This window comes from Amycolatopsis halotolerans, assembly GCF_042647905.1.
In the GTDB taxonomy this organism is placed as follows: domain Bacteria; phylum Actinomycetota; class Actinomycetes; order Mycobacteriales; family Pseudonocardiaceae; genus Amycolatopsis; species Amycolatopsis halotolerans.
Window position 1 is genome coordinate 13,580 of record NZ_JBHRWI010000050.1, and the last position, 19,039, is coordinate 32,618.

Annotated in this window: 18 protein-coding genes; 10 read left to right on the top strand and 8 right to left on the bottom strand. The window is 69.2% G+C overall.

Features of this window, described 5'->3' with window-relative positions:
- The first annotated feature begins 4 nt into the window (after positions 1-4).
- Complete coding sequence (locus tag ACFORO_RS34670; RefSeq protein ID WP_377874296.1) at positions 5-952, top strand: helix-turn-helix transcriptional regulator; 948 nt, start codon at positions 5-7, stop codon at positions 950-952.
- Here ACFORO_RS34670 and ACFORO_RS34675 read toward each other — a convergent pair.
- The 3 genes from ACFORO_RS34675 to ACFORO_RS34685 form a co-directional block, all read right to left on the bottom strand.
- Positions 939-1,448 carry a hypothetical protein gene (locus ACFORO_RS34675; RefSeq protein WP_377874294.1) on the bottom strand — a complete coding sequence of 170 codons (510 nt, stop codon included), beginning with the start codon at positions 1,446-1,448 and terminating at the stop codon, positions 939-941. The genes ACFORO_RS34670 and ACFORO_RS34675 overlap by 14 nt on opposite strands.
- Before the next feature lie 122 nt (positions 1,449-1,570).
- A complete protein-coding gene (locus tag ACFORO_RS34680) occupies positions 1,571-1,978 on the bottom strand; it encodes an acyl-CoA thioesterase (RefSeq protein WP_377874292.1) in 408 nt (135 codons plus the stop codon).
- Entirely contained in the window at positions 1,972-3,252 is a 1,281-nt protein-coding gene (locus tag ACFORO_RS34685; protein ID WP_377874290.1) for a hydroxyacid-oxoacid transhydrogenase, read from the bottom strand. Before ACFORO_RS34685 ends, ACFORO_RS34680 begins: the two co-directional genes overlap by 7 nt.
- A 124-nt stretch (positions 3,253-3,376) precedes the next feature.
- Between ACFORO_RS34685 and ACFORO_RS34690 the strand changes: the two genes are divergently transcribed.
- From ACFORO_RS34690 to ACFORO_RS34725, 8 genes are all read left to right on the top strand, one after another.
- On the top strand, positions 3,377-5,020 hold the full coding sequence (locus ACFORO_RS34690) for a thiamine pyrophosphate-binding protein (protein WP_354738779.1): 1,644 nt from the start codon (positions 3,377-3,379) through the stop codon (positions 5,018-5,020).
- A gap of 298 nt (positions 5,021-5,318) precedes the next feature.
- Complete coding sequence (locus ACFORO_RS34695; protein WP_354738777.1) at positions 5,319-5,594, top strand: hypothetical protein; 276 nt, start codon at positions 5,319-5,321, stop codon at positions 5,592-5,594.
- A 211-nt stretch (positions 5,595-5,805) separates the two neighbouring features.
- The gene (locus tag ACFORO_RS34700; protein WP_116199576.1) at positions 5,806-6,009 is read left to right on the top strand and encodes a cold-shock protein; all 204 of its coding nucleotides are present in this window, start codon (positions 5,806-5,808) and stop codon (positions 6,007-6,009) included.
- Between the two features lie 191 nt (positions 6,010-6,200).
- Complete coding sequence (locus ACFORO_RS34705) at positions 6,201-6,422, top strand: heavy-metal-associated domain-containing protein (RefSeq protein WP_377874287.1); 222 nt, start codon at positions 6,201-6,203, stop codon at positions 6,420-6,422.
- A gap of 143 nt (positions 6,423-6,565) precedes the next feature.
- The gene (locus tag ACFORO_RS34710) at positions 6,566-7,621 is read left to right on the top strand and encodes an ATP-NAD kinase family protein (protein ID WP_377874285.1); all 1,056 of its coding nucleotides are present in this window, start codon (positions 6,566-6,568) and stop codon (positions 7,619-7,621) included.
- 91 nt (positions 7,622-7,712) lie between these two features.
- Positions 7,713-9,101 (top strand): hypothetical protein, encoded by a 1,389-nt coding sequence (locus ACFORO_RS34715; RefSeq protein WP_377874283.1) that lies wholly within the window; start codon positions 7,713-7,715, stop codon positions 9,099-9,101.
- On the top strand, positions 9,098-10,063 hold the full coding sequence (locus ACFORO_RS34720; protein WP_354738772.1) for a glutamate ABC transporter substrate-binding protein: 966 nt from the start codon (positions 9,098-9,100) through the stop codon (positions 10,061-10,063). The genes ACFORO_RS34715 and ACFORO_RS34720 overlap by 4 nt, the downstream gene beginning before the upstream one ends.
- Positions 10,064-10,796: 733 nt before the next feature.
- Positions 10,797-13,256, top strand: coding sequence for a tetratricopeptide repeat protein (locus ACFORO_RS34725; RefSeq protein WP_377874334.1), 2,460 nt, complete (start codon positions 10,797-10,799; stop codon positions 13,254-13,256).
- A 153-nt stretch (positions 13,257-13,409) separates the two neighbouring features.
- On the opposite strand, the gene ACFORO_RS34730 is transcribed toward ACFORO_RS34725, so the two are convergent.
- On the bottom strand, positions 13,410-14,825 hold the full coding sequence (locus tag ACFORO_RS34730) for an NF041680 family putative transposase (RefSeq protein ID WP_377874281.1): 1,416 nt from the start codon (positions 14,823-14,825) through the stop codon (positions 13,410-13,412).
- Positions 14,826-15,094: 269 nt separating this feature from the next.
- Positions 15,095-15,673: a PaaI family thioesterase gene (locus tag ACFORO_RS34735; RefSeq protein ID WP_067594954.1), complete on the bottom strand. Its 579-nt coding sequence runs from the start codon at positions 15,671-15,673 to the stop codon at positions 15,095-15,097.
- A 204-nt stretch (positions 15,674-15,877) separates the two neighbouring features.
- On the opposite strand from ACFORO_RS34735, the gene ACFORO_RS34740 reads away from it, so the two are divergent.
- The gene (locus tag ACFORO_RS34740; protein WP_354738768.1) at positions 15,878-17,236 is read left to right on the top strand and encodes an MFS transporter; all 1,359 of its coding nucleotides are present in this window, start codon (positions 15,878-15,880) and stop codon (positions 17,234-17,236) included.
- Between the two features lie 352 nt (positions 17,237-17,588).
- On the opposite strand, the gene ACFORO_RS34745 is transcribed toward ACFORO_RS34740, so the two are convergent.
- Genes ACFORO_RS34745 through ACFORO_RS34755 form a run of 3 tightly spaced genes read right to left on the bottom strand, consistent with a single transcriptional unit; the run spans position 17,589 to position 18,953 of the window.
- The gene (locus tag ACFORO_RS34745) at positions 17,589-18,083 is read right to left on the bottom strand and encodes a hypothetical protein (RefSeq protein WP_377874278.1); all 495 of its coding nucleotides are present in this window, start codon (positions 18,081-18,083) and stop codon (positions 17,589-17,591) included.
- Between the two features lie 5 nt (positions 18,084-18,088).
- The gene (locus ACFORO_RS34750; protein WP_344287969.1) at positions 18,089-18,634 is read right to left on the bottom strand and encodes a SigE family RNA polymerase sigma factor; all 546 of its coding nucleotides are present in this window, start codon (positions 18,632-18,634) and stop codon (positions 18,089-18,091) included.
- Between the two features lie 7 nt (positions 18,635-18,641).
- Positions 18,642-18,953, bottom strand: a complete 312-nt coding sequence (locus ACFORO_RS34755; RefSeq protein WP_354738762.1) for a hypothetical protein — start codon at positions 18,951-18,953, stop codon at positions 18,642-18,644.
- Positions 18,954-19,039: the final 86 nt, after the last annotated feature.

Consider the following 19,039-nt stretch of genomic DNA (forward strand, 5'->3'; position numbering starts at 1 on the left):
GATCATGAGCGCGGCGCGGTTATTGCAGTTGCTGTCCTTGTTGCAGACGCCGAGGCAGTGGCCGGGCAGTGAGCTGGCGGAGCGGCTGGGCGTCGAGGGGCGCACGGTTCGCCGGGACATCGAGCGGTTGCGCGAGCTCGGGTATCCGGTCGAGGCGACGATGGGCGCGGAGGGCGGATATCGCCTGGTCGCGGGCAGTGCGATGCCGCCGTTGCTGCTCGACGACGAGGAGGCGGTCGCGATCGCCGTCGGGTTGCGGATGGCGTCGGGGCACGCCGTGACCGGGATTGACGAGGCGTCGGTGCGGGCGCTGACCAAGCTGGAGAGGGTCTTGCCGTCCCGATTGAGGCGCAGGGTGAGTGTGCTGAGCAAGGCGACGGTGCCGCTGCCGGTGAACGACGGGCCGCGCGTCGATCCGGAGTCGCTCACGGTCCTCGCGACGGCGATCGCCAACCGCGAGCGGCTGCGGTTCGACTACCTCGCCAAAGAAGCGACGAAAAGGCTGGTTGAGCCGCATCATCTGGTGTCGTCCGGCCGCCGCTGGTACCTGCTCGCGTTCGACAGCGACCGCGACGACTGGCGGGTCTTCCGGGTCGATCGCATCGAAAAACCAAAACCCATCGGGACCCGGTTCACCGCGAAAGACCTGCCCGCCGAGGACCCGGCGGCGTACGTGACCAAGAAGCTGCACACCTCCCGCCCGACGCATCGCGCGGTGGTCACCGTGCACGCGCCGGCGGACGCGGTGGCGCGGATTTGGGGCGCAGCAAGCGAAGTGACCGCGGTGGACGACCGCACCTGCCGCGTCGTCAGCCCGGCCGACACCCTGGAGTGGCTGGCGTTCCGGCTGACCAGCCTTGGCCGCGAGTTCGAGGTGCACGAACCGCCGGAGCTGGCGGAGCACCTGCGCGAACTCGGCGGCCGGGCGCTGCGAGCGGTCAGTCCTGGGTGATCACGCTGAAGTGCGCGGACGTGGTCAGGTCGTTGCCGGGCCAGTAGACGCCGATCGGCGTGCGCGACGCGTCGGACGGCAGGTGCATTTCCAGCGCCTTCACCGAGTTCGGGCCGGGCTCGGCGGTGGTCGGGATGACGACGTACGAGCTGGCGGTGTGCGTCGCGTCGATGAGCACGTCCGGCGCGCCTTCGCTGGAGTCCGAAGTGGTCGGTACGCCCAGCGGGGCGTTGGCGTTGTCGTAGAAGACGGTGTTGTACGGAGCGCCGCTGAGCGTGCAGTGCGTCGTCGGAGTGGCCGCGGAGTAGTGCAGGACGTCGGCGTGGTGCCCGGCCGCGTGGTCCGTGGCCGGGGTGGCGGTGACCGTGACGTCGGCGTCGGTGCAGAACGGTGTTTCGGCTGGTGACGCGCTCGCGGAGGTCGCGGTGAGGGCAGCGGTCCCACCTGCCACGGCGAGGACGGCAGCGGCGGCGAGGGTGCGGCGAAGAGCGATCACGGTGGCCTCCTGGTGATTGTTTGACCGAACTTTCTTCTACCCAGGCAGACGCTCACCACAAGCCGAAGGTGCGCCCGCAGTGCCGTTTCGCACTCTCGGGCAACCTCAGCGCACCCCAAACGTCAAACAGCCAGTTCCGCCAACGATTCCCGCAACTTTCCGGCCACCTCGACCGGCCGCCGCGATTCGCGGTCCACGAACACGTGCACGAAATGCCCCTCCGCGACCAAGGTTTCCGAGGTCGAGTACATCCCGATCTCGTACCGCACACTCGACCGCCCGAGGTGTGCCACCCGCAGTCCGATCCGCAGCGTGTCCGGGAACGAAACCGAAGCGTGGTAAGCACAACGCGATTCCACGCACAGCCCGATCACCGGCCCGGACTCGATGTCGAGGCCGCCGCGTTCGATCAGCCAGGTGTTGATGACGGTGTCCATCAGCGAGTAGTGCACGACGTTGTTCACGTGGCCGTAGACGTCGTTGTCCTTCCACCGCAACGGAACCGTCTGCCAGTGCGGGTAGCTCACCACAGCCGCACCGAGTCGCGCAGAATCCCCGACAAGTCCTCTTCGGACGGTGTGCGCGGCGCGGTGGCCAGCAACCGTTGCTGCTTCAGCGTTCCCTCCACCAGAGAGTCCACATCGGACTCCGTGTACCCGACCGCGCCGATTCCGGCGGGCAGGCCGATCTCGCGCATCAGCATGGTCAGCACGGCGGGCAGGTGATCGGCGAAGTCGCCGGACCACTCGAAGTCCGGGGCCAGCAGCCTTGCGACGCGCTGGTGGCGTTCCGGGTTCGCGGCGAAGGTGAACCGGAACGCGGCGGGCGCGGTGAGCGAGACCGCCATGCCGTGCGGAACCATCGCTTCGTCACCGGGGTAGCCGTCGGGGTGGAAATCCCGGACCTGCCCGGCGATCGGGTACGCGTTGGCGTGCGGGATGTGCACGCCGGCGTTGCCGAAGCCGAGCCCGGCGAACGTCGCGGCCAGCGCCATCGCCTCGCGCGCGGCCAGGTCCTCGCCGTTGCGCACCGCGGCGGGCAGCGCCCACGACAGCAGCTGCAGCGACTTCTCCGCGAACATGTCCGCCAGCGGATTCGACCCGCAGTACGGCACGCGCTCCTCCGGCCGCTTCCGGTCGAACTCGGTGTAGGGCTTGGCGGTGTAGCTCTCCGCGGCGTGGCAAAGGATGTCCATCCCGCTCGCCGCGGTGACTCCGGCGGGCTGGCTGACCGTGAGCCGCGGGTCCACCACCGCAAGCGTCGGACGCAGCCGCAGATGGCTGATCCCGCTCTTCACCCGCAGCGACAGCACGTCCAGCACGCACACCGTGGTGCTTTCGGACCCGGTTCCGGTCGTCGTCGGCACCGCGACCAGCGGCTTCAGCGGCTTCGCCGGCGCGCGGCCGCCGCCGACCGGCGCGTTGACGTAGTCCATCAGTTCGCCGTCGTTGCTGGTCAGCAGGTTGGCGGCCTTCGCGGTGTCGATGCTGGAGCCGCCGCCGACCGCCACGAACGCGTCGTACGGGCCGGTGCCGCGGGCGAAGTCGACTGCCTTCTGCATGCTGACGTCAGTGGGTTCGACGTGTACGCCGTCGAACGTCTCGGCCGCGATCCCGTAGCCGCGGATGCCCTCGGCGATCCGCTCCGGCCAGCCGGTCGCCGCGACGACCGGGTCGGTGACGACGAGCACTCTGCGCGCGCCGAACTGGGCAAGATCGTATCCGATCTCGTCGCTCGAGCCGGTTCCGTATTTGAGCGCCGGAGCCCCATAAGTGAAAACAGTCTCATGTTCGGCGGATGTCACGACGGCGTCCTCCCAACTGGTGGGCAGCGCGATCCGGCAATCGGCACAATCCCGCGGCGAGTTGTTCAAGATCACTTGACGCCGGTTCACGGTGCCGCCCTAAGCTCTCCTCATTAGATACCAAGTGGGAACCACCGTCGCGCAAACGGCCGTACGCGTCTTGAACGAGGCCCGGGTTCGCCGGGTGTACGCGGTCGTCGGCGAGTCGTTCCTGGAATTGCTCGACGCGCTCCGCCGCGAGCGCGACGTCACGCTCGTTTCGGCCCGCCACGATTCGGGCGCCGCCTTCATGGCCGAGGCAGAGGGCAAGCTCACCGAACGCCCCGCCGTGCTGCTCTCCAGCCGCGGCCCGAGCGCCGCCGCGCTGGTCATGGGCGTGCAGACGGCGTACCAGGACGAGACGCCGATGGTGGTGCTGCTCGAAACCCCCGCGCTCGACCCGGTGCTCACCGGCGAGGTGCCCGCGTCCGATTCGACCGGGATGTTCGAAACGGTCGCCAAATGGGTCGTCCGCGCCGACGATCCCGACGACGTGCCGCACCTCCTCGCCGAAGGTCTCGCCCGCTGCCGCGAAGGACGGCCGGGTCCGGTCGTCATCGGCGTGCCCAGCGACGCGTGGGGGGTGCCGTACGACTCGGCCAAACCGGTGGCGAAGGTTCGCCCGCCCGTCACCGGAACGCTGGGCCGTTCGGCGGAAGCGGTAGCCGGTCTGGTGGACGAAGCGCGTTACCCGGTGGTCATCGTCGGCGGGCGCGCGCGGTCGGCGCGGGACGAGCTGATCGCGGTGGCGGACGAGCTGGCGCTCCCGGTGTACAACGCTTTCCGCCGCCAGGACGCGTTCCCGGAGAACCACGCGCGCTACGCCGGACACCTCGGCCTCGGCATCCCCGCGCGCCAGCTCGACGCGCTCGAACGGGCCGACCTCGTGCTCGCGCTCGGCACTCAGCTCGACGAAGTCACGACGCAGGGCTTCCGCTATCCGACTCCGCAGCAGACGCTTGTCCTTGTCGGCACTGGCATCGACGAACAACGCCGGCGCGGCCTGACGTTCCGGGTCGACACTGAGGTGGAGCCGTTCCTGAAGGAGCTGCGCGCGATCGCTTCGCCGCGTACGCGCAGAGCGTCGGCCGCGAACGCCGCCGTACACACCTTCATGACACCGCCGAACACAAGCAACAACACGCGCGTGCATCCGGTCGACGTCGTGCGCGCGCTGCGAAAGCTCGCGCCCGAGGACGCCATTGTCACAAGTGACGCTGGCAACTTCGCGCAGTTCATGCATCGCTACTGGTGCTTCACCGCTCCGCGCAGCCAGCTCGGTCCGAGCAACGCCGCGATGGGGTACGCGGTCCCTGCCGCGGTAGCGGCCAAGCTCGCCGAGCCGCGGCGCACTGTGGTCGCGATGGTCGGCGACGCGGGCACGCTCATGACAGGGCAAGAGATCGAGACCGCTGTGCGTTACCGCGCGCCGGTGATGGTGGTCGTGTTCCAGAACGGCTTGCACGGCCCTCTCGCGATGCATCAGGCGCGTACGCACGGACGGCTGTCCGGAGTGACCATCCCACTGACTGACTTCGCGTCGTGGGCGCGAGGGCTCGGTGCGGCGGGGTACACGGTGGACGATCGCGAGCGGCTCGAGCCGATCATCGCGAGTGCGCTCGTCCGGCAGCGGCCGTGCGTGATCGACGTGCGCACAGACCCGGATGTCGTTACTCCGGACGTGCGGCTCAGCACGCTTCTCGGAGCCCCGCGACCCTCGGGGACCTGAAATCTTCCTGAGAACACAGGGAAACGCCGGGAACGTGCGCTAGCTGCCGGGGGTTCGCTCAGGTAGCCTGACGGTGTTCCCGGGGTTCGGCATCCGGACCCGGTTCGCTCGGCTAGGTTCGGCCGGCGTTCGGTTGGGGAAATTCCCGGGTGGACACGCTCCCCGGCTCGGTTCGCGGCCATTCGGCCCGTTTCAGGGGTGGGGAACAACCGGTTTCGGCCGGATTTTGTCGGTGCCGGATGGCACCATCGCGGTCATCGCCTCGCTTGCCGCGAGGAAGGAACGAGGGGAGTTCGTCATGGCCGACGAAAAGGACGGGAAATCCCGTACCGCCGCGGCGACGGCTCGCGGCCGGGCCCGGTCCGCGCGGGCCGGTGCGCTGGTGTCCGTAGTGCGCGAGGAGCCGGAGCACGGCGCGGTCGCCGAGGTGCCCGAGCAGAACCGGTCCGGAGTGGTTCCGGTGCTGTTCAGCGCCAGTTCGGAGGCGCACGACGTAGCCGTGGTCGCGTCCGACCAGGGCGCTGAGTGGCGCTCGCCGTTCGGCGCACCGCTTCGCCAGGCCAGCGGGGAGTGACCCGGTAGCGCGAACTGGGGTGAGTCGGCTTGTCCGGGCCCGCTCCGCTGTGCTTTACTTTGGTTGGTCTCGATTTTTGTGTTCGTGGTTAAGCACGCTCGCAAGACTCAGCGGGCGTGATCTTCCTCTTCGGGGAACACATCTCGCCCGTGTCTGGGCCCAGGACGTCGGTCGGCTTCCTGTTTTGGTTTTATGTATGGAGATTGTTTAGATGACTGAGGGCACCGTGAAGTGGTTCAACTCCGAGAAGGGGTTCGGCTTCATCACTCCCGACAACGGCGGCGGCGACGTCTTCGTGCACTACAGCGAGATCCAGGGCAACGGTTTCCGTACCCTCGAGGAGAACGCTCGCGTGTCGTTCGAGATCGGCCAGGGCCAGAAGGGCCCGCAGGCCACGTCGGTCAACCTGATCTGACCTGCGTCTGATCGCTAAGTCGCCACCACTCCCGGTTTCGGGGGTGGTGGCTTCTTTCGTTTCAGCGGCCGTCTCGCGACCAGGGTCGTCTCACGATGCGGATTGTGTTGCCCGCCAAGGCTTTCTGTGCCTGACCGGCCATTGTGGATCACCCGATCGTGGCGTGCCCGGATGCTCGTAGGCTCGCGGACATGAGCGAAAACACTTATCTCGTCACCGGGATGTCCTGCGGCCACTGCGCGCAGTCGGTCACCGAAGAACTCACCGAGGTGCCCGGGGTCGAGAACGTGACCGTCGACGTCGAAACCGGGCACGTGACGGTCCGCGGCGCCGAAGCCCTCGACGAGACCGCCGTCCGCGCTGCGGTCGAGGAAGCCGGGTACACCTACGAAGGGCTTGCTTCTCTCGTTTGAACGATGGGTAGCCACGCGGGAACCCAGGGTAGGCTCTGGCCGGCGTGGAGGCACGGTGCGATGCAACGTCCGTGCAACCCTTTCCTCCGCGCGGCCGGACGTGTGTGCTGGCCCCCTGGCGGCAGCAGACTTGGGGGTGCCCGATGGGGGCAGTCGTTGCGGGGATAGTGGCGAACCCTGCCTCCGGACAGGACATCCGAAGACTCGTCACGCAGGCGTCGGCCGTCCCGGTCGAGGAGAAGGCCAATCTGGTGCGCCGGCTGCTGTCGGCGTTCGCGGTGACCGGCGTCGAACGCGTGCTGCTCTCGACTGATCTCGGCGGCATCTCCGCCGCCGTCCTGCGCGACCTCGGCCGCGATCCGCTGCCCGCGGTCGAGTTCTGCGACGAGGACACGCTCACCGGCACCGCGCAGGACACCGTCAACGCGGTGCGCCGGATGGTCGACGCCGGGGCCGGCGTGATCGTGTGCCTCGGCGGCGACGGCACTGCCCGCGTCGCCGCGAAGGCCTGCGGCGACGTGCCGCTGCTCGCACTGCCGACCGGCACCAACAACGCGTTTCCGCAGGCCGGCGAGGCCACGGTGGCCGGGCTCGCCGCCGGGATGGTCGCGAGCGGCCAGGTCGACGCGGACCTCGTGACCCAGCGGGTCAGCATGCTCGAGGTCGTCACGAAGAACCGCCGCGAGATCGCGTTGGTGGACGTCGCGGTTTCGATGAACAAACACGTCGGCGCGAAGGCGCTCTGGGATCCCACCGCGCTCACTGAGTTGTATTGCACCTTCGCCGAGCCGGACGGCATTGGCCTGTCGAGCATTGCCGGACAGCTGTGTCCGAGTTCTCGTTCCAGCGCGGATGGCGTAGCGCTACAGCTTGGTCCGGTCGAGAGTTCCGCGTACGTGGTGCACGCCGCGATCGCGCCCGGCGTGGTGCGTCCGGTCGGCGTACGCGGCTGGGGAGTGCTGCGTCCCGGCATACGCGTGGACCTTGCCGCAGGTGGCGGCGTTATCGCGGTAGACGGAGAACGCGAGCTGGAGCTGAAGAACGGCGAAGGCGCGTACGTAGAACTGCGCGCAGACGGCCCGTGGTGCGTCGACGTACGCGCGGCAATGGCCGAAGCCGCAACCCAGGGGTTGCTGCGCAGTACCGCTACAAGCGGAACCGGCGAGAAAGGCCGAAGCCACGGTCGCTGCGCTGGCTGAGATCACGTGCAGGTGACACCTTCCGGGTGTCGTTCGCTGCGACTTGCCCGACCGGCTACCTTCTGCGAGTGGCACACGGGGAGGATCGGGGATGAGCAGCACTGCGACGCGGCCGGAAACGACTGCCGAGCCCCCACCAGAGGAATTTCGGGGCCGCAGCGGAATCGCCGGGCTGCTTGACCTGCCCGGCCAGGCGGTGCGCGCGGTCGTCAGATCGTCGACCACCACGCCCGGCAAGCTGTCGCTGATCGCGGTCGCGCTGGTGCTGCTGTCGCTGGTGGCCGGGCTCGTCGGCGTGTTGTCCGTGAAGGACAAGGACAACACGATCAACGGCCTGATCGACCACCGTGAGCCGCTCGCGTCCGCCGCGCAGCAGGTGTTCCGCTCGCTGTCGGACGCGGACGCGACCGCGGCCAGTGCCTTTCTTTCCGTCGGCACCGAACCGCCCGCGCTGCGAAAGCGGTACGAGCAGGACATCGCCGAAGCGGGATCCGCGCTCGCGCGCGCGGCGTCGGACACCGCTGACGTCCGCAACGCCGCCGACCAGGTGAACATCCTGAACCAGAAGGTCCCGGTCTACGCCGGGATCGTCGAGACCGCGCGGGCGAACAACCGGCAGGGTTTCCCGTCCGGTGCTTCGTATCTGCGCGAGGCTTCGCAGTTGATGCGCTCGACGATCCTTCCCGCCGCGGACGCGCTCTACAAGGCGCACACCCAGAAGCTTTCCGACGAGCAGGACAGCAGCAGCGACGTGCCGTGGGTGGCGGTCGCGCTGATCCTCGTGCTCCTCGCGGCGCTCGTGGTCGCGCAGATCTACTTGACCCGCCGGACAAACCGCGTGCTGAACATCGGTCTTCTCGTGGCCACCGGCTGCATGGTGCTGTCGCTGCTGTGGGGCGCGGTCGCGCTCGTCGTGCAAGGCAGTCTCGTCGCGACCGGGCGCACCGACGGCAGTTCGCAGGTCGACATCCTGGTGCGGGCCCGGATCTACGCGCTGCAGGCGCGTGCGGACGAAACCCTCACGCTGGTCGCGCGCGGCGACGGTGGCGCGTACGAGCAGCAGTTCATCAAGCTGGCCGAAAATCTCGTCGGCGCCGACGGCAAGGGCGGGCTGCTCGGCCAGGCGCGCGATCTCGCGTCCGGCACCGCGGGCGAGAAGAAGATCGAAGCGGCGGAGCAGGCCGCGCGCGAATGGTCGCTGGCCCACCTTCAGGTGCGCCGCCTCGACGACGGCGGGCAGTACCAGGAGGCGGTGGACTTCGCGACGAGCGTGAGCCCGAACAGCGCCGCCGCCGCGTTCGCCCGGCTCGACACGAACCTTCAGGCCGCGATCGACGTCTGCCGTCAGGAATTCCTCGACAGCACCAGATCCGGCGACAACGCGCTCACCGCGCTCGCGGCGGGCGTCGGCGTGCTGGCGGTGCTCGCCGCGGGCGGCGCGACAGTCGGCGTGCGAGAGAGATTGAGGGAGTACAGGTGATCCGGTCGCGGCACTTCGTCCGGACTGCCGTCCTCGCGGTGGTCGCGGTTCTCGCCGCCGCCTGCGGGACGGCGGACCAGCCGATGGAGGCCGCGCCGGTCACCGATGCGGCCTGGCCGACCCCGGCCGGCGTCGGCGGCCCCGACGCCACGGCCGGCGGCGACTCCGACACCAGCTGCAACCCGCTCGCCAGCCTCGCGCCGAATGGTCTGGACACGTCTGGACCGAGCCTGCAGAAGATCAAAGAGCGCGGGAAGCTCATCGCGGGCGTCGACCAGACGACCTATCTCTTCGGCTTCCGGAATCCGAAGACCGGCAAGCTCGAGGGCTTCGACATCGACCTGGTCAACGAGATCGCCAAGGCGATTTTCGGTTCCGACGGGCACGTGCAGTACCGGGCGATCACGTCGTCGCAGCGCGAGACGGTGCTCAAGGACCACCAGGTCGACGTGGTGGTCCGGACCTACAGCGTCACCTGCGCCCGCCGGAAGCAGGTGCAGTTCTCGTCGGTGTACTACGTGGCCGGGCAGAAGATCCTGGTGCCGAAGTCGTCGAACGCGCAGTCGCTGAGCGACCTCGCCGGGAAACGCGTGTGCGCGGCGGCGAAGTCGACTTCGCTGGCGAAGATCGCCACCGACCCGGCCAAACCGGTCGCGGTGTCGGTGCCGAACTGGTCGGATTGCCTGGTGATGCTGCAGCAGGGCCAGGTCGACGCGGTGTCCACGGACGACACGATCCTGGCCGGCATGGCCGCACAGGACCCGACGGTGAAGGTCGCGGGCGATCCGATGACGCAGGAGAATTACGGCGTCGGGATCCCGAAGGACGAGGAGGACCTGGTCCGCTTCGTGAACGCGGTGCTGGACAAGATCCGCGGCGACGGCACCTGGGCGAGCAGTTACCAGAACTGGGTCGGCGCGCGGCTGGGGCCGGCGAACCCGCCGTCCCCGCAATACGGCTGACCGGCCGGTCTTGCGGCGCGGGCGCCGCGCAAGTTGTACTTTTTGAGCGGCAGGTTTGCCGCGGGGAGCTCGGGAGGTAGTTGTGTCGGAGGAGGCGCGCCGTCCTCGGCACGCAGCACCGGAGGGGGACGGCGACCCGGCGAAAGCCGCGGACCAGCCGTCCGGGCGGGGCGAGGCGGCCGACGCTTCGTGGACTCCGCCGCCGCCGGTGCGCTGGGACACCCCGGAACCGTCGGTGTCCGGGCGGCTCAACCCGCAGCCGGATCCCGATGCCGAGACGTTGATCAACGCTCCGGTGCAGCGTCCCCAGGGCGCTCAGGGCGGCCAAGCCGGTCAGCAGGGGCAGCGGGGGCCGTCCGGTCCCGGGGCTCAGCAGGGGCAGGCACAGCAGCAAGGACAGCCCGGTCAACCGGGTCAGGCAGGACAGCCCGCGCAGCCGGGGCAGTCGGCTCAGCCGGGTCAGCCGCCGTGGACGCAGGGCCGTCCGGCTCCGCGCGGCGGCCAGCCGATGCCGCCGCAGGGCCGTCCGCCTGCGCAAGGCCAGCAGTATCCGGCCGCCGCGCCAGGCCAGCCCGCGCCGCCGTCGCAGGGGCAGCCGTATCCGCCGCAGTCGCGCACCGGACAGCGACCGGTCCCGCCGAACCGCCCGCAGCAGCCCCAGGGCGCCCAGGGAAACCGTCCGTCGAGGCAGCCGGAGAACCGCGCCACCGGCCCGAACTCCGGCCCGATCCCGATGGGCGCCGCGGCTCAGGGCCAGCGTCCGGTCGAGGGAGGGGAAGCCCCCACGCGTCCGCCGGGCGACCTCGCGCCGGTGATCCTGCCGCAGTCGAACCAGCCGGTCGCTCCGGTCGACCCGGCCGCGCCGATGCCGACCAGCGTGCTGGCCAGCCCGACGCCGCACACCCAGAGCATCATGCCGCCGGCGCCACGGGTGGCCCCCGCCGACGGCGGCCCGCTGCCCGACCACGGCACGGACAGCGTCCTGCCCTCCGGCGGCAGCGAAGGCCACGGCACCGGCACCCACGGTTCGCAGGGCTCGCAAGGCACTGGAACCGGAACCGGCTCGTTCCCGGGCACCTCGCGGCGTACCGGCTCGCGCGGCACCCGCCGGTCCCGGCGCGGACGGCTCGGCGCGGGTCTCATCGACGTGCCGCCGGTGCCGTACCGCGATCCGTCGACCGCGGTACTGGCGAACCCGGTGGTGGCCGAGGACAAGCGGTTCTGCGGCAACTGCAGCGCGAAGGTCGGCCGCGGCAAGGACGGCCAGCCGGGCGAGCCCGAGGGCACCTGCGAGAAGTGCGGCACGTCGTTCTCGTTCATCGCGAAGCTGAAGGCGCACGAGGTCGTCGGCGGCCAGTACGAGGTGCTCGGCGCGCTCGCCTACGGCGGTCTCGGCTGGATTTACCTGGCCAAGGACCACAACGTGTCCGACCGCTGGGTCGTGCTGAAGGGCCTGATCGACACCGGCGACTCCACCGCGATGGCCGCCGCGGCGAACGAGCAGCGGTTCCTCGCCGAGGTCGAACACCCGAACATCGTCAAGATCCACAACTTCGTGCAGCATCCGGACGCGCAGACCGGCAACTCCGTCGGCTACATCGTCATGGAGTACGTCGGCGGCCAGTCGCTGCGCGAGCTCGCGCTGCAGCACCACCGCGAGAGCAACCGGCCGGAGCCGCTGCCGATCGGCCAGGTCATCGCGTACGGCCTGGAAATCCTGCCCGCGCTCGGCTACCTGCACGGCCAGGGCCTGCTGTACTGCGACCTCAAGCCGGACAACGTCATCCAGACCCGCGAGCAGCTCAAGCTGATCGACCTCGGCGCGGTGCGGCGGCTCGACGACTACGAGAGCCCGCTGTTCTTCACCACCGGCTACAGCGCGCCCGAGCTGGCGTCGCACGGCGCTTCGGTGTCTTCGGACCTGTACACGGTCGGCCGGACGTTGGCTGTGCTGAGCTTCGAGTTCGCCGGTTACACGCGGGAGTTCAAGAACACGCTGCCCGGGCCCGACGCGGTGCCGTTGTTCGCGCTTTTCGGGTCGTACTACCGGTTCCTCAAGCGCGCTACGCATGCCGATCCGGATCGGCGGTTCATCGCCGCCGACGACATGGCTGATCAGCTGACCGGGGTTCTGCGCGAGATCATGGCGCTGGGGACTGGTCAGCCGCGGCCTGCCGCGTCGACGGTGTTCGGGCCGGAGAGCCGGACTTTCGGTGTTCATCTGGTGGTGCCCGAGCAGGGTGAGCGGGTGCCGTTGCCGGATGCCGCCGAGGTTGTCGCCGGTCTGCCGATTCCGCAGGTGGACACGGACGACCCGGCTGCCGGTGTGCTTGCCACGACTACCGCGCTTGATCCGCACGAGGCGATCGAGGCTCTTGCGACCGCGCCGCGTGAGTCGATTGAGGTGCGGTTGCGGATCGTCCGGGCTCGGATCGAGCTGGGCGAGTTCGTGGAGGCGCAGCGGCAACTGCAGGCCGCGCAGTATTTGGCGATCCGGCACGGGTTCCCGCATGACTGGCGGATTGACTGGTACCGCGGGCTGATCGAGCTGGCCGGTGGTCGGCCGCGGGTCGCGCACGTGGCGTTCGACGCGGTTTACGACGATCTGCCCGGCGAGATCGCGCCGAAGCTGGCGTTGGCGGTCAGTGCTGAGGGCGTTGGGGATTACTTCGGTGCCGCCCGGTTCTATGAGCTGGTGTGGCGGACTGACCGGACGTATGTGAGTGCCGCGTTCGGTCTGGCGCGGGTTTATCTGGCGCAGGGAGCGCGGGAGAGCGCGGTCGAGGTGCTGGAAGGGGTTCCGGCTACTTCCACGCATTACGTGGACGCGCAGGTCGCCGCGATCAAGATCAAGACTCGCGCACAAGGCGTTGGTACTGGCGAACACCCGACTGTCACCGAGGGCGACTTGGTCGATGCTTCAGGCCGGTTGCAGCGGCTCAACCTCGACGCCGAACGGCACACGCGGCTCAGCGCGGAGGTCCTGGAAGCGGCCTACGACTGGCTGAAGGTGCCGAACCAGACGAAGCCGGTCACGACGGCGAAGGTGCTGGGCTGTGAACTGGAGGAGCGTGACGTCCGATTCGGACTGGAGCGCTGCTACCGGTCGCTTGCCCGGCTCACCGACAACACAACCGACCGGATCGCGCTGGTGGACCGCGCCAACGCCATCCGTCCCCGCACCCTGACCTGACCGTCCGTGAAGGGCTCCTTGAGGGACTTAGATTCCAATGCCAGGGACTTAAGGCGGCGCTGCGAATGCGGTTCGCCCAGGTCGGAGGACCTGGGCGGGGCCAGGCGTCCGTGAGGGGAACCCTGAGGGACTCTGATTCCCTCAGCTTGTCTTTTAACCTGTGGCGGTTGTTCTTGGGGTCTTGCCGGGGTTGTGGCGTGGTGCTCGGTGGGAGTTTCGTGACCCTGCTGGACGTCCTGGGCCGGGCCGGGAGGGTTTCGGCGGGCTGGCGGGCGCGGTGGTTGTCAGGCGAACGGCGCGAAACCCTCGACGGACGCGGGCGGGGGACAGTCGGGCTGGTGTCGTTGCCGTGCGTTCCCAGGGGCGCCGCTGGTCTTCCACGAGGTGCCGCGCCAAGCGCAACTGGGCGCAGGCCGCGATCACCAGCCACGTCCACCGGTCCGCCGCGGCCGGTGTCCGCAGGCGAGGTCTCGTCCAGCCCAGGGTCTGCTTGAGGAACCGGAATGTGTGTTCGAGATCGAAACGCCGCAGGAACATCTGCCACAACCGGTCCACCTGCGCGGCGGTGCTCGCGGTGGCGGAGAACCACAGCCACAACGGTTTCGGCGCGGACGCGCCGGGCAGCCGCTCGACCTGCAGGCGGATCACCGTGCCCTCCAGGATCGGCAGCGCGCCCTCGTGCGGGGCCCACGCGTCGCTGCGGGTCAGCTTCGGGTGCAGCCGATCCCACGAGCGTGCGTGCGCCGCGCCGTAGCGGGCGGTGTCGGCGGTCGTGGCGTGCGCGGGCTCCGGCCAGCTCTGCGGGTCTGCGAACGCGAACCGGGGACCGTGGCGGACGGTGCGTCCGGGGGCCCCTGGCCGCCGCGGCGGCGGGGGGAAGGCCAGCACCCGGTCCGATCGCAGGCGGACCAGCAACCGGACGGGGAGATCGTCGAGCAGGAACGCCAGCCGGGGACCGTCGTAGCCGCTGTCGCCGACGATCCAGATGTCGGGATCGCCCTCGCGCCAGTGCCCGGCGGCGGCGAGCGTGTCGACGACCGTGCGCAGCTGGGCGGCGGCGAGGTCGGTGTGGTTGTCGTCGGGGCGCAGCCGCCGGGCGTCGAGGATCGCGGTCCAGCAGGTGCGGCCGGGTTCGAGGGCGGCCACGAACGAGTAGGGCCATCCGGGGATCATCTGGGTTCGGCCTTTGCCGCGTGCATAGGTGTGGCAGAACGCGCGGTCAGGACTGGTGGACGCGTCGGGCCGCAGCCAGTTGCTGACGTCGACGGCCAGCACGATGCGGCCGTCGTCGCAGCGCGGTATCCGCCGGCGGGCGACCGCGTCGCGGAGCCGGTCGATGTCGACCCGGCCCTGGTTCACCCCGTCGTAGAGGGCGCCGTGGCCACGCCGGTGCTCGGCGGCGACCGACAACTCGACCAGCGAGGCGACCGGACCCTCGGCGCACAGCAGCGCGTCGGTCAGCTCGAACAACGCGTCACCCCGCGCGGACAGGCAATCGTAGAACTCCTGGCGGAACCTGGACAGCTCCCCGAACGCGCCCGCAGCAGCAAGGTCGTGCACACTTGTCATCGAAGCCCTTGGGTTGATCTTCCAACTGTCGCAAGAAGGAATGATCACCCAAGGGCTTCACCCATGATCAACCAGGGGCCACCCAACACCCCAAAGGTTAAACAACAAGCTCAGGGTTCCCCTCACGGACTTCAAGACCCGGCCGCATGGTGACAAATCGGGCATTTCGGCATTGTTGGCGTCCTTTGTGGACAGTCAGCGAGCCGAGGTCACGCGGCTTAAGTCCCTGGCATTGGGCCCAGATTCCCTCAAGGAGCCCTTCACGGACATCAGGGGTTGATGTCCCACTCGCGCTTGTTGCGGCGGTGTTGCTCGGCGAGCTTCTCCAACGCCTGCGGGTCGCCGTGCGTGCTGAAGTGCTCGAAGCCCACCGCGATGAACACCGCCCGGGCATTCACCGCCACGGGCCCGTCGGCGGCGTCCAGGTGCCCGTCCGCGCTCACGTAGATCTTCCGGCCGGCGACCCCGTCCAGCCGGGCCTCGATGTACAACGTGGACCCGACCGGCACCGGACGGCGGAAGTCCGTCTCGAGCTTGCCCGTCACCGCGGGCCGGTGCAGCAGGTTCCCGACCGTCGAGCCGAGCGCCTCGTCGAAGGCGCACGCCAGCAACCCGCCGTGAGCCAGGCCCGGGGCGCCCTGATGCGCGGACGTCACGGTGAACTTCGAGTGCACCGTGTAGCCCTCGCCGATGGCTGAGCGCAGGTGCAGGCCGTCGTCTACCTCGTCGCCGCAGCCGAAGCATTCGGCGAAGTGGGCGCCCAGTTCAGTGCCGGGCGCGGGGGCTTTCGGGTGGATCTCCGGCGGCTCCACCGGCACGGGCGGCCACGGGCCGGAAACAGGACTCATGGGACGACGTTAACCCGGCGGAAGGACCCGTCGGCACCCGCCCTGACCGGCGCGGGCCCATTTCCTGAGCGCAGGGTAGTCGGAAAATTCCGCACGGTAGAAATTTCGCGACTCACCCTGCCAGCTTGGTTCAACGGGTCAAGACTGGGGAAATGTGCTCCAACGGATGTACCGGGACGTGTGCAGGAGGAGGTCACCGCCGGGATGAGTGAGCCAAAAGCGGGGAAACCCGAGGTTGATCAGAGAACAGTCAAACGCGCGGTGATCGCGTCCGCGATGGGTAATGCGACCGAGTGGTACGACTACGGCGTATTCACCTCGGGCGCGATCGCGACGAGCATCGGAACACTGTTCTTCCCCGGCGAGGGCAACGCGGTGCTGAAATCGCTTGCCCTGCTGGCCGTCGGCTTCATCGTACGGCCGTTCGGCGGAGCGTTCTTCGGGCCGTTGGGGGACAAGCTCGGCAGGCAGAAGGTTCTCGCCCTCACCATTTTGCTGATGTCCGGCTGCACCTTCCTGGTCGGCGTGCTGCCGACGTATTCGGGCGGTTACAGCATGGGCATCGCGGCGCCGATCGCGATCTTGTTGCTGCGGCTCATCCAGGGCTTCTCGACCGGCGGCGAGTACGGCGGCGCGGCGACGTTCATCGCGGAATACGCGCCGACGAAACGGCGCGGTTTCTTCGGTTCCTTCCTGGAGATGGGCACGCTGGCCGGCTACGTGCTGGGCAACGCGACCGTGCTGATCACGTCGCTGTCCCTGTCGACCGAGCAGTTCGACTCGTGGGGCTGGCGGATTCCGTTCTTCATCGCGCTTCCGATCGGTGCGATCGGCCTCTACCTGCGGTCGAAGCTCGAGGACACGCCGGAGTTCCGCAGGCTCGAGGCGGCGGGCGAAAAGTCGGAGAAGGCCCCGCTCAAGGAGACCATCCAGCGCAACTGGCGGATGATCCTGAACCTGATCGGGATCGTGCTGCTGGTCAACATCGCGGACTACATGCTGCTGACCACGATGCCGTCCTACTTCACCGACACGCTGAAGATCGGTTCCACGGAATCGAGCCTGATCATCATCGGCGTGGAAATGGTGCAGTTCGCCTTGCTGATCCCGCTGGGCGCGCTGTCCGACCGGATCGGCCGGAAACCCTTGATGCTCACCGCGGCGATCGGGTTCATCGTGCTGAGCTGGCCCAGCATCAAGCTGATGCAGTCCGGCAGTCTCCTGTGGCTGATCATCGGCTTCCTGGTCGTGGCGATCCTGCTGGCGCTGCTGCTCGCGGTGATCGGCTCGACGTTCCCGGCGATGTTCCCGACGCGCGTGCGCTACGGCTCGTTCGCCATCGGGTACAACATCTCGACGTCGCTGTTCGGCGGCACCTGCGGCGTGATCGTCACCGCGTTGATCGACGGCACCGGCAACGCGGACTGGCCGGCGTATTACTTGATCATCGCCGCACTGATCGCGCTGGTGCCGATCATCAAGATCCCGGAGACCTCCCAGGTGCCGATCGAGCAGATCGACACCTCGGACACCGGCGGCAAGCTGGCCGGTGCCAGCAAGTGAGTAGCTGAGACCATGCGAAAACCGCCCTCCGTCCATTAAGGACGGAGGGCGGTTTTCGTTGCGAAGTCAGCTGTTCTGCGTCGCCTCGATCACCTGCGGGGCGAAGCGCTTACGGGCCCAAGCTGCCAGGCCACCGGCGACCACGACGGCAACAACGGTTTCGATCATCAGTGCAACGAGCACCATGGTGCTTCCTCCTCAGGTTCTCGGGCCGGCCAATCCTGTGCCGGCTGAGCGACTGGTTCGACGGCCGCTCCGGCCGTCACTGAGAACATCGCCCCGAAAGCCCGGGATATTTCGTCGAAAACCCACTTGATCTGGTGACGTCCGCCACTCTTGCCACGAAAGCGTTTCAGCCGGAGGTCGGGCTGGGTAACGACGCGGTTCCCGCAGGTGAACGCAGGGACGCGGGAGCTCGTTCGCTCGTGGTCGGATGCGCCCGCGGCGGTTGTGCGGGCCGCGAGGTTCCCGCCCGCTGACCGGGCTCCGTCGGCGGTTGCCTGTCCGGCGAGCCCGGGCTCACCTCCGGACCGGGCGCCGGATACGACGGGGTCTTCATCGGCCTGGCCGGACTGGACGGGGCGGGCGAGACGGTGGCGAGTCCCGGTCCGGCGGGCATGACCGGCGGCTGCTCGGTCCCGCGGCTGCCCACCGCGAGACCGGCCACCACGATCACCGCGACCGTCGCGGCGGAGCTTCCCGCGACCGCCCAGCGCTTGCGCTTCCGGCGGATAGCGGCACCGCGCACGATCACGTCGGCGGCGTCGACCCGCATCGGCGGGCCGTCCGGCGCCTGCGCGAACAAGGCGCGCACAGCTTCGGTGTTTTCGGCATCTTCGGAGACCATCTCGTTCACCTCCTTCCCGGGACGGGCAAAGCCTCGAAATGCGGGCCCAGCCGGGTCCGCAAGGTGGCCAGACCGCGCGCGGCCTGGCTTTTCACCGTGCCAGTCCGGCAGCCGAGCGCCGCGGCGGTCTCCTCGACGGACAGGTCCTCGAAGTACCGCAGCACCAGCACCGCGCGCTGGCGCGGGGCCAACGCGGCGAGTGCCTGCTGGATCAGCTGGTCGTGCTCAGTCTCGGCGGCAGGAGCCGGGACGTCAGGTGGTGCGTCGGTGAGCCGCTCCCGTTTCCAGCGGCTGCGGCGGTTTTCCGCGAGGAAAGTGCGCAGCACGATTTTGCGCGCGTAAGCGTCGAGCGCGTCGTGCCGGGCCAGCCGCGGCCAGGCGAGGTACAGCTTGAGCAGCGCCGCCTGCGCTAGATCTTCGGCCCGGTGCCAATCCCCGCACAGCAGGTAGGCAGTGGACCGCAGGCTGTGCGCGCGCTCGCCGAAGTACCGGGCGAACTCGCCGTCCCACGGCGAGCTCGGCCCGGACGCCGGACTGGAGCGGGAGGGCACCGGGTGATCAGCCCCAGACCGAGGGCAGGTGCAGGTCGCCGGTCGGGCCCGCGGGCACGGCGGTCGGAACGCGCTTGCCCGTCTTGGGCGCGGTGCCCGGAGCGGCGACCCGCGGCGCACCCGGGGCCGGAGCGGCGGTGGTCTGGCGGTCCGTGGGCGCCGGGGCGGGCGCGGCAGTGGGCCGCTCGGCCGGGGCGGTCTTCGTCGGGGCTGGCTGCGCCGACGGCGGGGCGTCCGCGGCGAAAGCGACCGCGCCGCCGGTCAGCGCGCCTCCGGCGAGCAGCAGCGAACCGATGGCGAGAGCGAAGCGAACACGCACGAGTTTCCTCCTGGTTCCACGAGCGCCGGGTGGCGCTTGTCTGCTCTAGTCATGCGGCCGGCGCTCGCCGGGGTTGCATCGGGTTT